Below are 12,253 nucleotides of genomic sequence, written 5' to 3' on the forward strand. Positions count from 1 at the left end.
CGGAGAGTGGTCATGGTCGGCGTGGGGTGGAAGGTTCACGGAGACGGGCGGCACCTCAAGCCAGGGGAGGTCGTCAAGCCCGGGGAACGCCTGACATGGGGGCGCACGATTGCGCTCGGAGCCCAGCACGTGGTCTCGATGATCGGCGCATGCTTCGTCGCTCCGGTTCTCATGGGCCTGGACCCGAGCCTCGCCCTCATGGCATCTGGCGTTGCCACAGTGCTTTTTCTGGTCATGACCCGCGGGCGCATCCCGAGTTACTTGGGGTCGTCCCTTTCCTTCGTCGGTGTATCCGCCGTGATCGCTGGCCAAGGAGGAGACGCTGGGACCTTGACTGGCGCAATGCTCGTGGTCGGCGCCGCTCTGGCGGGCTGCGGCATCGTCATTCATGTTCTCGGGCCCCGCGTGATCCACGCAGTTCTCCCGCCGGTGGTGACCGGCGCCGTGGTGATGCTGATCGGCTTCAACCTGGCCCCTGTGACGGCGTCGACCTACTGGCCACAGGATCAGTGGACGGCCCTCGCGACCATGATGTTCACCGGCCTTGCTCTCGTTGTACTCCGAGGCTTCTGGTCCCGGATTGCGATCTTCCTCGGTCTGGTCTTCGGCTACGTGCTGTCCTGGGTACTCGACCGCACCACCGGAATGATTCATTCGGCCAACGGCGCGGGGAAAGTGACCGACCACTGGCGCATCGACTTCTCCGGCGTCGCCAAGGCTGACTGGGTCGGGTTGCCGACCTTCCACGCGCCGAACTTCTCAGCCTCGGCAGTACTGGTGGCTCTGCCGGTCCTGGTGGCCCTGGTCGCCGAGAACGCCGGACACGTCAAGGCGGTCGGAGAGATGACCGGCGACCCCCTTGAAGACAAGATGGGCCTGGCCATCGTCGCTGACGGCACGGCGACAGTGCTGTCGACCGCGGTCGGCGGCCCTGCCACCACGACGTACGCCGAGAACATCGGCGTGATGGCGGCGACCCGGGTCTACTCCACCGCGGCCTACTGGGCGGCCGCCGGCTTCGCGCTCCTCTTCGGCCTGTGCCCGAAGTTCGGCGCGGTGGTCGCCGCGATCCCCGGCGGGGTGCTGGGCGGCATCACGGTGATCCTCTACGGCATGATCGGCCTGCTGGGCGCCCAGATCTGGATCCGAAACAAGGTCGACTTCACCGTGCCCCTGAACCTCATCCCCGCTGCGGCCGGCATCATCATCGCCATCGGTGGGGTCTCACTGAAGTTCACCGAACACTTCGAACTCGGCGGCATCGCACTTGGGACGCTCATCGTGCTGACCGGCTACCACGGCCTGCGCTGGCTGTCGCACGCAGCCGGCCAGCGGCGCATACCACTCCTGGACGCCGGAACCAGCGACTATGACGGTCCTGCTGGCCGCAGCGACTGAGGCTCAGCAGAAGGGCCAGCCCTTCGTGTCCAAGCCTCCTTCACCGAACTCGGGCTGAGGGACGCACTGTGGAACCCCCGTCAGTGGCGGGAACGTTTCTCCGCGACCTTCCGGCTGACTGACGAGCGATATCCCGTCGAGTCACCAGAAATGCCCTTCTGGCCGCTAATGCCTTCACGCCTTCGCCGCCGGGGACACGGTGGAGCTCAAGACGTACCGCGTCGGGGCGAGCAGCGGCGCCTCCATCCTCAACCAGGGCGACGGACGCACCGGGGTCATGGCGCACTGGGTGAGCCCCGGATTCTGAGCACCCAGAGCAGTCGCGTGAGGTAAGCGGCCTACGGCCTGTCCGGTGAATTGCCTATGTTTCACCGGACACGGCCTAGGCGTGTCGGCTGTTGCCTCCTGGACCAACGATGGAAGTACTCCGCGAGGCCAACGGCCAAGCCAGAATGCCGCTGTCGAAGGAAGACTGTCGCCATCGGTCGATCCATCGTGGGGGAGATATTCGGTCGGCGCCAGGTAGCCCTCACCAGGGGCCAGCCGCATGCGGACGATGCGAAACGTACGCCCGCTTGCGGCGTAGGCCCGGTGGTCGTCAGTGTGCGGGCAGCGGTGCGCATATGAAGCGGGGTGGACGGCTCGGCACATTATGAGAGCGGGTGGGTCATACCTGCGCTCCCACCAGCCGTCGCTGCTGTTCTCGGCAAAGCCCTCGGCGTGTCCATGGCTGTGGTGCTGGGGGAAGTCTCGGTTGCTCATGACGATGAGGCGCGGCTCTCCTTCGGTTAACAGAACACGTTCACCCACGAACTGGCTACTCGTGTGGAAAGCCTGGGATGTGGCTCCGCAGATGGCACGCATCCACCCGATGGGGCGTGAAGTGTTCCGGGTGGTGTCTTCCCTGCACAGGAGGAGCAACGCCAGGTTGAGGGTGTATTGACCCCTGAGTTGGCCAGAGGCCCCTCAAAGCGAGGGGCCTCTCGCCGTAGGCGCCGACAGGCGGACGTGATCCGTGTCGTTCTCGACGGGTCACCCGAGGGCGCGGAGACTCGTCAGTACCAGCAGGAAGAGCGTCAGCGCGACGCCAGTCGCGGCTGACCCGCCCCTGATGCACGTCGGCGTGCGGGCTCCCTCCCACCGTGTGAGCAAGCCGGCCGTCACGCCGACGATGACCGCTGCCAGCAGCGCCGCCAGGACCAGGAGCAGCCTGACGTAGATGGGCAGTCCCACTTCAACCTCCCCTGTACACAGCCGAGATGAACGGTTTCAGCATCCATGCAGGCCATCGGCTGAACTAGGATCCTGGACTACCTATCCACATCTCAGGACTACGCAGGACTACTGGGGCGACATGGGACGCAGACCCAATCCTCTGAACCCGGAAGATCCTCTGCATGCGTTCGCCATCGAGCTCAGGGCGTTGCGGGACAGCGTTGGAGCAGCTGGCGACGTCAGAGCAACCTGCAAGGCCGCCGGCATCACCCGGGGCACCTACTATGCATGGTTGAGTGGCAAGCAGCTCCCCGGGCGGGATGCTCTTCAGCTGGCCGTATCTTCGTGGGGCGGAGACGTGAGCTTTTGGCTTTCGCGCCGTCGTCGAGCGGAAGAATCAATAGCCCAACACCCACCTAATTCTCTGGATGGCGGAGCTTCGCGAAATCTTTCTCCGGCGACTGTTTCAGAGCGAGCGGAAGATGCATCGCAGGAGCCGCCTGCGGAAGTGGGTAGGCGAATCATATTCGAACGCGAGATTTTTGTTTCATTTATGCTGTATGGCTTCATTGATGAGCTATATCACCTCGCTGCATCTCCTTCTGTTGTGGACCTCGCGCTCGCAACGGGAAACAGGGTCGCGGACGTCAATATGGTGATCACTTATCCGCTCCCCACTCGTAGCCTTGAAGAAGATGTCCTCCGACGTATTCGCAGCAAATTAGTCGAATGCCTGGCCCGTCTCGCTCGCGAAGTGGGCCACGCATCTCCCGAAGCGGTAGAGGGGCAAGTCGATAAAGCCCGTGAGGCGCTTGCTGAACTGGCCGTGCTGAGAAAGCGCCGTCTAATTTCGAATATGCTTCCTGATGCCGATGGGGTAAATGAATAACGTCTGGTCACTCAAAGAGCCAGATGCGTACATCGGTGGAAGGCGGGCCTTGGCTGGTGATTCTGAAGAAGGCCCGGTGAGCCGCAGATCCAGGAGTGCTAAGCGTGCTCTGCTCTTCGCTGGCCACTTTTGGGAAGGGGTGCCCATGAGGGGCTCTTCATGGGCGGCCGGCCGGGTTGCGCCCGTCGCCGTGCACGGTCCAGCGCACACCGAGGCCCATGACTGCTCCGGTTGTTCATGTGTTCTTCACAGGGGGACGCGAAGCATTCTAAGCAGTCGCTTACGATGGCTCGGGCTTGTCGCGCCGGCCCCGTCGGCCGCGCCAGCGCCGGACCACCCCCTTGAGAACCCCAGGAGCACCACCCGTGAGCGTCGAACCCCTCCAGGCCGCCGGCCCCGTCACCTACGGGCAGCTGGTCCCCGTCACCGTCCACTTCGACGACCTCGACGCGCTCGGCATGCTCCACAACTCCCGCTACCCGCTGCTGGCCGAGCGGGCCTGGGCCGAGTACTGGCACGGCTTCGGCTTCGGCTTCGACGGCGACTGGGCCGCCGCGGGCGACATGTGCAACGTCATCAAGGAGATGAAGGTCTCCTACGAGCGCCCGGTCACCAGCGCCGGCCGCTACGCCGTGCACCTGTGGGTCGAGCGCCTCGGCCGCACCGGCCTGACGTACGGCTTCCGGCTCTGTTCCGCCGACGGCGCCGAGACCCACGCCCGCGGCCACCGCGTCCTGGTCCGGGTCGACCCGCAGGCGCTGCGCCCCACGCCCTGGTCGGACCGGGCCCGGACGATCGCCGCGGGCCTGCTCCGCCCGGAGCAGGCCGACGCCGCCGGGGCCGACGCGGCCTGAGCCGCCGCGGTCAGGAGCGCTTCGGGTCGCGTCCGCGGTCGGCGGCGGCCGGTGTGCCCGCCGAGGCCGTGCGGCCCGGCACCCGCAGCACCCCGGCCCCCGCCACCAGACCCGAGGTCAGCGCCGTCACCAGCAGGAACGAGCCGGTCAGCGAGGTCGCCTGGGCGATGCCGCCGATCGCCGAGGGGGCGATCAGCCCGGAGGTGTAGGTGATGGTGGCGACCCCCGCGATGGCCTGGCCGGGGGCCGGGCCGCTGTGCCCGGCCGCCGCGAACGCCAGCGGGACCACCACCGCGATCCCCAGGCCGACCAGCCCGAAGCCGGTCATCGCTGGCGCCGGATGGCCGGCGGTGACGATCAGCAGCCCGCCGGCGGTGGCCAGCACGCCGCCCGCCCGGACCGTGCGCACCGGGCCGAAGCGGGCCACCACCTTGTCCCCGGCCAGCCGGGCGGCGGCCATCGTGCAGGAGAACGCGGTGGTGCAGGCCGCCGCCAGCCCGGCGTCGGTGCCCAGCCGGTCGCGGAGGTAGACCGCCGACCAGTCCAGCGAGGCGCCCTCGGCGAACACCGCGCAGAACCCTATGGCGCCGATGATCAACGCCGACCGGGGCGGCAGCGCGAACCGCGGCGGCGGATGCTCCTCCGGGGCGCTGCGCAGGTCCAGCACGCCCTGGCAGGCCAGCACCCCGAGCAGCGTCGCCACCAGGGCGGCGCCCGCGAGGTGCAGCCGGGCATCGGTACCGGCGTGCGCGGCGACGGTGCCGGCAGCCGACCCGAGCAGCGCGCCCACGCTCCACATGCCGTGCAGCCCGGACATGATCGGCCGGCCCAGCCGGTCCTCGGTCTCCACGCCCAGCGCGTTCATCGCCACGTCCGCCATGCCCGAGGTGGCGCCGTAGACCAACAGCGCGCCGCAGAGCGCCGGCAGGCCGGGGGCGAGGGCGGGCAGCGCCAGTGACAGCGTCCACAGCGCGAGCAGTCCGCGCAGCGCGGCGCGGGTGCCTGAGGGGGTTCGGCGCGTAGCGCCGCCTTCTGGGGGTGGAGGCCGGGTGGCGGGAGGGCGGCTGAGCCGGGCGGCCAGCGGCATGGCCAGCGACGCGCCGATCGCGGGGAAGGCCAGGGCCAGGCCGAGTTGGCCCGGGGGGATCTGGGTGTGGTCCTGGATCCAGGGGATCCGGGTGGCGAAGTTTCCGGTGACCGAGCCGTGGACGAGGAACACCGCGGCTGTCGCCCAGCGGGCACGGCGCAGTCGGCGGTCGGGGAGTGGAGGCAGCGGGGCACGGGGAGTGGCGTCGGGAACGCCGTTGCCAGCCATGGCCGGCAAATTATCAGGAACCCTGCCTGATAATAAGGATGACCGCCTGTGAGGAGGGAAGGATCCAGCCATGCATGCACCGCTCGCGGCAGCCGCCGGTCGCACCGCCTCCCCGACCACCGCCCGGCTGATCAACGACCGGCTGGCCCTGCAACTCCTGCAGTCCGAGGGCCCCTTGACGGCAAGTCAGCTCAAACGGCTGACCGGCCTGTCCCGACCCACCGTCGCCGATCTGGTCGACCGCCTCCAGGAGGCCGGGCTGATCGCCGTCGTCGGCGAGAGCGGCGCCCGGCGACGCGGACCCAACGCCCGCCTCTACGCCATCGTCGCCGACCGGGCCCATCTGGTCGGCCTCGACCTGCGCACCCACAGCCTCACCGTCGCGGTCGCCGACCTCCTCGGGCGGCCGCGCGCCGAACGCACCGTCCCCATCGGCCCGTTCGGCGCGCCCGGGGACGGCGACCGGCCCGCCCGCGACGCGCCCGACCCCACCGCGGCGGCCCGCACCGCCGCGCTCGCCGCCGTCGACGCGACCCTCGCCGAGGCCGGCGCCGCCGGCCCGCACACCCTCGCCATCGGCGCGCCGGGCCTGATCGATCCGGCTACCGGGCGGCTCGGCGGCTCCACCCCCGCCTGGCACGACGCGCTGATCGGCGCCCTGCGCGACCGCAGTGCCGGCACCGTCCTGCTGGAGAACGAGGTCAACCTCGCCGCCCTCGCCGAACAGCGGGACGGCGCCGCCCGCGACCGCGACACCTTCGTCCTGTTCTGGCTCGGCCACGGCACCGGCGCCGCGGTGGTGCTGGACGGGACGCTGCGCCGCGGCGCCTCCGGCGGCGCCGGCGAGATCGGCTTCCTGCCCGTCCCCGGCACCGGCGGACTGCCCTCCGCCGCCGGCTGCGACGGTGGCTTCCACTCCCTCGCCGGCTCCGCCGCGATCGTCCGGCTCGCCGCCGAACACGGCCTCGCGCCCGCCCCCGACGACACCCCGGAACACACCGACGCGCCGCCCGCCGAGGCCCTCGTCCGGGACGCGGTGACCGCCGACGGCCCCGCCGCCTTCCTCGACGCGCTGGCCGCCCGGATCGCGCTCGGCGTGTCGGGCGTGTGCGCGGTGCTCGACCCCGGGTGCGTCGTGCTCGGCGGCGAGATCGGCCGGGCCGGCGGCGACCCGCTGGCCGAACGCGTCGCCGCACGACTGACCCGGCTCTCCCCGCTGCGCACCGACGTCCGCGCCGGGACGGTCGGCGGCCGGGCGGTGCTGCGCGGCGCGGTGCTCGCCGCCCGGGACGCGGCCCAGGACGACCTCTTCGGCTCCACCCCCTGAGCCGCCCCGACGCGCCCCGCGGCCGGCGCCCGGCCGCACCGCGCCGGCCGCCGCGCTCACCCGCCCGCCCGCGCACCCGCCCGCTCCGCCAGGAACTCCGCGTAGGTGCGCCGGCCCACCGCGTGCTCCGGGGCGAGGTTCTCCCCGCGCCGCAGCGCCGCCGCCGAGGGGCCCGGCAGCCACACCGGCAGCGGCAGCCGGTGCCGCCCGCCCGCCGCCAGCGTCATCCGGACCACCTCGCCGGCCGTCAGCACCTCGGGCCCGCCCATGTCGGCGACGTGCCCGACCGGCCCGCCCAGCGCCAACTCGACCAGCCGGTCGGCCACTTCGCCGACGTCGACGGGCTGCACGCGGGTCCCGGCCGGCAGCGGGACGACCGGCGACCGGGCGCCCGCCCTGACCAGCCGCAGCAGCAGGTCGTGGAACTGCGTCGTGCGCAGCACCGTCCAGCCGAGCCCGGACTGCTCCACCAGCCGCTCCACGGCGAGCTTCGCGCGGTAGTAGCGCAGCGGGATCCGGTCCACGCCGACGATCGAGATGTACACCAGGTGCCGGACCCCGGCCCGGCGCGCCGCCTCGACGAGCCGCCCGGCTGCCTCGGTGTCGCCGCCGGCGGGGGTGGAGGCGCAGTGCACCACCGTGTCCACCCCCGCCACCGCCTCGGCCAGCCCGGTGCCGTCCCGCAGATCGACCGCGTACGACCGCGGGCGGCGGCGCCCGGTGCCGGTGTGCGGATGCCGGCTCAGCGACCGGACGCCGTGGCCGCCGTCCAGCAGCCGGCCGACCACGGCACGCCCGAGGGTGCCCGTGCCGCCGGTGACGAGGATGTCCGTCGTGACCGTCATCGCGGTTCCGTCCGTCCTTGAGAGGGGGAGAGGTACCCGCCCATGACGGAACATCGGCGGCGGCTCCGACAGGCGGCGCGCCCGCATCCTGTGAGGCAGCCCACAGGGCTTCGCTCGCATGGGGGACGATCAGCCGTGGCAGACTGGGGCTGTACTGACATAAGCAGCAGCGCACTCCGGGGTCGGTGTAATTCCGAACCGGCGGTAATAGTCCGCGACCCGTCCGCAGCCAGCGGCCGGTTGAGCAGGTGGAATTCCTGCACCGACGGTGAAAGTCCGGATGGGAGGCAGTGCGCGGCGGGCGAGTTCGAGTACACCGCCGTCGGCGGCGCGTCCGGACGTCCTTTTCCGGTCGGGCCGTGCTTTTCCGGCCTCGGTGTGCGCGGCTTCAGCGTCCGCTCCTGTCGTCCAGACAGCCCCGGAGTCCGTGCCCGAAGAGGCAGGAGGACCCGGTGGCCACCCCAGCCCCCGAAGAGACCGCGGCGATGCGCCGGGCCATCGAGCTCGCCGCCCGTGGTCTCGGTCGCACCAGCCCGAACCCGGTCGTCGGCTGTGTCGTCCTGGACTCCGCGGGCCGCACCGCGGGCGAGGGCTGGCACCAGCGGGCCGGCGGACCGCACGCCGAGATCCACGCCCTGCGGGCCGCCGGCGAGCGCGCCCGGGGCGGCACCGCCCTGGTCACCCTGGAGCCCTGCAACCACACCGGTCGCACCGGCCCCTGTGCCCAGGCACTGATCGACGCCGGTGTCGCCCGGGTCGTCTACGCCGTCGCCGACCCCAACCCCACCGCCACCGGCGGCGCGCTGACCCTGGCCCGAGCCGGGATCGACGTCGAGGGCGGACTCCTCGCCGACGAGGCCGCGGCCGGCAACGAAGCGTGGCTGACCTCGGTGCTGCGCGGCCGCCCGTTCGTGCTGTGGAAGTACGCCGCCACCCTGGACGGCCGGATCGCCGCCGCCGACGGCACCAGCCGCTGGATCTCCTCGCCCGAGTCCCGCGCCGACGTGCACCGGCTGCGCGCCGCGGCGGACGCCGTGATCGTCGGTTCCGGCACCGCCCGCGCCGACGACCCGCAGCTCGGCGCGCGGGTCGCCGGGCTCGCGGACGACGAGGTCAGCCAGCCGCTGAGGGTCGTCGTGGACTCCGGCGCCACCGCCGTCAAGGCCGGCGCGCGGGTCCTGGACGGCACCGCCCCGACCCTGATCGCGGTCGCCGAGGACGCGGACGCCGCGCATCTCGAAGGGCTCGCCCCGCTCGTCCGGCTGCCGCGCGCCCCCCAGGGGCGCGGGCTGTCCATCCCCGCCCTGCTCCAGGCCCTGTTCGCCCGCGACGTGCGGTCCGTCCTGCTCGAAGGCGGACCCACGCTCGCCGGGGCGTTCCTCGCCGCCGGAGCCGTCGACAAGGTCGTCGGCTACCTCGCCCCGGTGCTGCTCGGCGCCGGCCCGGCCGCCGTCGGCGACGCCGGAATCACCACCATCGCCCAGGCGTTGCGGCTCGATGTGACCGACACCGCCCGCCTCGGCCCCGACCTGCGGATCACCGCCACCCCCGCGCACCCGTCGTCCGCCACCGCCCTTGCCGCGGGGCTCGCCCGGACTCCGTCCGGGGCGACCCCCGGCGCGCCCGCCTCTGCCTTCCGCCCCGAGGAGAACTGACGTGTTCACCGGAATCGTCGAAGAACTGGGTGAGGTCGTCGCCGTCGAGAACCTCGGCGACGCCGCCCGCTTCCGCCTGCGCGGCCCCGTCGTCACCGAGGGCGCCAAGCACGGTGACTCGATCGCCGTCAACGGCGTCTGTCTGACGGTCGTGGACACCGCGGACGGCGAGTTCACCGCCGACGTGATGGCCGAGACCCTCCACCGCTCCAGCCTCGGCGCGCTGACCACCGGCTCCCGGGTCAACCTGGAGCGCCCGATGGCACTCGGCGGACGGCTCGGCGGACACCTCGTCCAGGGCCATGTCGACGGCACCGGCACCCTCGTCGAGCGCACCCCCGGCGAGCACTGGGAGCTGGTGAAGGTCGCGCTGCCGACCCAACTCGCCCGCTACGTCGTCGAGAAGGGCTCCATCACCGTCGACGGCGTCAGCCTCACCGTCGTGGACGCCGCCGACGACTACTTCACCATCAGCCTCATCCCCACCACCCTCGCCCTGACCACCCTCGGCATCAAGCAGCCCGGCGACCCGGTCAACCTCGAGGTGGACGTGCTCGCCAAGTACGTCGAGCGGCTGCTCGGCCGGGGCGACAAGGACGCCGACGACCTCGCGGAGATCAAGGAGATGGACCGGTGAGCGTCCTGGACTGGCTCAACGGCCCGGCCTTCACGGTCTTCGGACAGCGGGTCATCTGGTCCGACATGATCGGCAACACCATCGGCCTGGCCGCCCTGGCGCTCGGCTGGCGGCGCTCGATATGGACCTGGCCCGCCCAGTTCCTCTCCGGCGTCATCCTCGTCGCCGCCTACACCTCCGCCCACCTCAGCGGCGGCGTCGGCAAGCAACTGCTGGTCATCGGGGTGGCGGTGTGGGGCTGGCGGCAGTGGCAGCGCGGCCGCCGACAGGCCCAGGACGGCTCGATCGCCGTCCGGTTCGCCACCTGGCGCGAGCGCGGGCTGCTGATCGGCGGCACCGCCCTGGGCACCCTGGCCGTCGGCGGACTGTTCACCCTGGTCCCGCAGCTGTCCTGGAACCCCTGGCCGGACGCCTACATCTTCGTCGGCACGCTCGCCGCGATGGTCGCCCAGGCCCGCGGGCTGGTCGAGTTCTGGTTCGCCTGGCTGCTGGTCGACGTGGTCGGCGTCCCGCTCGCCTTCAGCAGCGGCCTGGCCTTCTCCGGCCTTGTCTACGTCGTCTACCTCGCCCTCGTCGCCTGGGGCATGCGCGACTGGTGGCTCCGCTCGCGGGCCACCGCCGAGCGCCCCGCACTGGAAGGAGCCCTGCTGTGAGCGACGCACATGCGGCCGCCCGGCTGCACTCGACAACGAAAGGCGCACCTCTGCGCCGGATGGGCGGAGAGGCGAACGAGGGAGTGGGAGCATGACCGCACTGCAGAGCTGGTACGCCGAGGCCGAGACCGGCGACCTCAGGCTGGACCCGGTCGAGCGGGCCATCGCCGACATCGCCGCCGGCCGGCCGGTCGTGGTGGTGGACGACGAGAACCGCGAGAACGAGGGCGACCTGATCGTCGCGGCCGAGAAGGCCACCCCGGAGATCGTCGCGTTCATGATGAGCGAGTGCCGCGGTCTGATCTGCGCCCCCATGGAGGGCACCGACCTGGACCGGCTCGACCTCCCGCAGATGGTCGAGCGGAACACCGAGTCGATGGGCACCGCCTTCACCGTCTCGGTCGACGCCACCGCCGCGCACGGCGTCTCCACCGGCATCTCCGCCGCCGACCGCGCCACCACCCTGCGGCTGCTGGCCGCCGGCGGCTCGGCCCCCGGCGACTTCGTCCGGCCCGGCCACATCTTCCCGCTGCGCGCCAAGCCCGGCGGCGTCCTGGTCCGCAACGGCCACACCGAGGCCGGGGTGGACCTCGCCCGGCTCGCCGGACTCCGCCCGGCCGCCGCCATCGTCGAGATCGCCGGCGAGGACGGCACCATGCTGCGGCTGCCCGAACTGGTCCCGTTCGCCCGCAAGCACGGCCTGACGATCATCTCCATCGAGGACCTGATCGCCTACCGCAGTTCCCCCGAGTTCTCGGCTCCGCTCGAACAGGGGGGACCCCCATTCGAACCCACCGTCCGCCGCGAGGCCGCCACCCGGCTGCCGACCGCGCACGGCGAGTTCACCGCGTACGGCTACCGCTCCACGGTCGACGGCGTCGAGCACGTCGCGCTGGTCGCCGGGGAGCTCGGCGACGGCGAGGACGTCCTGGTCCGGGTCCACTCCGAGTGCCTGACCGGCGACGTCTTCCACTCGCTGCGCTGCGACTGCGGCCCCCAACTGGAGGCGTCGCTGCGCCGGATCAGCGAGGCCGGCCGCGGCGTGGTGGTCTACCTCCGCGGCCACGAGGGGCGCGGCATCGGGCTGCTGTCCAAGCTGCGCGCCTACGAGCTCCAGGAGCGCGGCCGGGACACCCTCGACGCCAACCTCGAACTGGGCCTGCCGGCCGACTCCCGGGACTACGGCGCCGGCGCCCAGATGCTCCGCGACCTCGGCGTCCGCTCGCTGCGCCTGATGACCAACAACCCCGAGAAGACCGCCGCCCTGGTGCGGCACGGCCTCACCGTCACCGGACGCGAGCCGATGCCCGTCCAGGCCGGCGAGCACAACCTGCGCTACCTGCGCACCAAGCGCGACCGGATGGGACACGACCTGCCCTGGCTGGAGGGCACCCCCGGCGCCGGCACCGGTACCGCCGGCACCGCGACCACCTGCGACAACCAGTAAGCACCGTCAGCCGGGCAC

General features: G+C 71.8%; 11 protein-coding genes and 1 riboswitch. Of the genes, 8 read left to right on the forward strand and 3 right to left on the reverse strand.

What is annotated here, in order from left to right; genetic code table 11:
• Window positions 1–12: 12 nt before the first annotated feature.
• Window positions 13–1,398, forward strand: coding sequence for a uracil-xanthine permease family protein (locus tag SNOUR_RS31905; RefSeq protein ID WP_067353921.1), 1,386 nt, complete (start codon window positions 13–15; stop codon window positions 1,396–1,398).
• Between the two features lie 1,032 nt (window positions 1,399–2,430).
• Here the strand turns inward: SNOUR_RS31905 and SNOUR_RS31910 are convergent.
• Window positions 2,431–2,631 carry a hypothetical protein gene (locus SNOUR_RS31910; RefSeq protein ID WP_067353922.1) on the reverse strand — a complete coding sequence of 67 codons (201 nt, stop codon included), beginning with the start codon at window positions 2,629–2,631 and terminating at the stop codon, window positions 2,431–2,433.
• A gap of 121 nt (window positions 2,632–2,752) precedes the next feature.
• Here SNOUR_RS31910 and SNOUR_RS46445 point away from each other — a divergent pair, with 121 nt between their 5' ends.
• Together SNOUR_RS46445 and SNOUR_RS31915 are read left to right on the forward strand one after the other, a co-directional pair.
• Window positions 2,753–3,502, forward strand: coding sequence for a hypothetical protein (locus tag SNOUR_RS46445; protein ID WP_159425940.1), 750 nt, complete (start codon window positions 2,753–2,755; stop codon window positions 3,500–3,502).
• A gap of 365 nt (window positions 3,503–3,867) precedes the next feature.
• Complete coding sequence (locus SNOUR_RS31915) at window positions 3,868–4,356, forward strand: acyl-CoA thioesterase (RefSeq protein ID WP_067353925.1); 489 nt, start codon at window positions 3,868–3,870, stop codon at window positions 4,354–4,356.
• A 10-nt stretch (window positions 4,357–4,366) separates the two neighbouring features.
• On the opposite strand, the gene SNOUR_RS31920 is transcribed toward SNOUR_RS31915, so the two are convergent.
• Complete coding sequence (locus SNOUR_RS31920) at window positions 4,367–5,671, reverse strand: MFS transporter (RefSeq protein ID WP_067353927.1); 1,305 nt, start codon at window positions 5,669–5,671, stop codon at window positions 4,367–4,369.
• A gap of 70 nt (window positions 5,672–5,741) precedes the next feature.
• Between SNOUR_RS31920 and SNOUR_RS31925 the strand changes: the two genes are divergently transcribed.
• The gene (locus SNOUR_RS31925; RefSeq protein ID WP_067353929.1) at window positions 5,742–6,998 is read left to right on the forward strand and encodes an ROK family transcriptional regulator; all 1,257 of its coding nucleotides are present in this window, start codon (window positions 5,742–5,744) and stop codon (window positions 6,996–6,998) included.
• Between the two features lie 56 nt (window positions 6,999–7,054).
• On the opposite strand, the gene SNOUR_RS31930 is transcribed toward SNOUR_RS31925, so the two are convergent.
• The gene (locus tag SNOUR_RS31930) at window positions 7,055–7,843 is read right to left on the reverse strand and encodes an SDR family oxidoreductase (RefSeq protein ID WP_067353931.1); all 789 of its coding nucleotides are present in this window, start codon (window positions 7,841–7,843) and stop codon (window positions 7,055–7,057) included.
• Window positions 7,844–8,010: 167 nt separating this feature from the next.
• Window positions 8,011–8,141: riboswitch (FMN riboswitch) on the forward strand.
• Window positions 8,142–8,328: 187 nt separating this feature from the next.
• On the opposite strand from SNOUR_RS31930, the gene ribD reads away from it, so the two are divergent.
• The 4 genes from ribD (at window position 8,329) to SNOUR_RS31950 (ending at window position 12,235) form a co-directional block, all read left to right on the forward strand.
• Window positions 8,329–9,498 (forward strand): bifunctional diaminohydroxyphosphoribosylaminopyrimidine deaminase/5-amino-6-(5-phosphoribosylamino)uracil reductase RibD, encoded by a 1,170-nt coding sequence (gene ribD / locus SNOUR_RS31935; protein ID WP_067358958.1) that lies wholly within the window; start codon window positions 8,329–8,331, stop codon window positions 9,496–9,498.
• Between the two features lies 1 nt (window position 9,499).
• Window positions 9,500–10,135: a riboflavin synthase gene (locus SNOUR_RS31940; RefSeq protein WP_067353934.1), complete on the forward strand. Its 636-nt coding sequence runs from the start codon at window positions 9,500–9,502 to the stop codon at window positions 10,133–10,135.
• Window positions 10,132–10,788, forward strand: coding sequence for a nicotinamide mononucleotide transporter family protein (locus SNOUR_RS31945; protein ID WP_067353937.1), 657 nt, complete (start codon window positions 10,132–10,134; stop codon window positions 10,786–10,788). The genes SNOUR_RS31940 and SNOUR_RS31945 overlap by 4 nt, the downstream gene beginning before the upstream one ends.
• Window positions 10,789–10,879: 91 nt before the next feature.
• A complete protein-coding gene (locus SNOUR_RS31950) occupies window positions 10,880–12,235 on the forward strand; it encodes a bifunctional 3,4-dihydroxy-2-butanone-4-phosphate synthase/GTP cyclohydrolase II (protein WP_067353939.1) in 1,356 nt (451 codons plus the stop codon).
• The last annotated feature ends 18 nt before the right edge of the window (window positions 12,236–12,253 follow it).

The organism is Streptomyces noursei ATCC 11455 (assembly GCF_001704275.1).
Taxonomy (GTDB): domain Bacteria; phylum Actinomycetota; class Actinomycetes; order Streptomycetales; family Streptomycetaceae; genus Streptomyces; species Streptomyces noursei.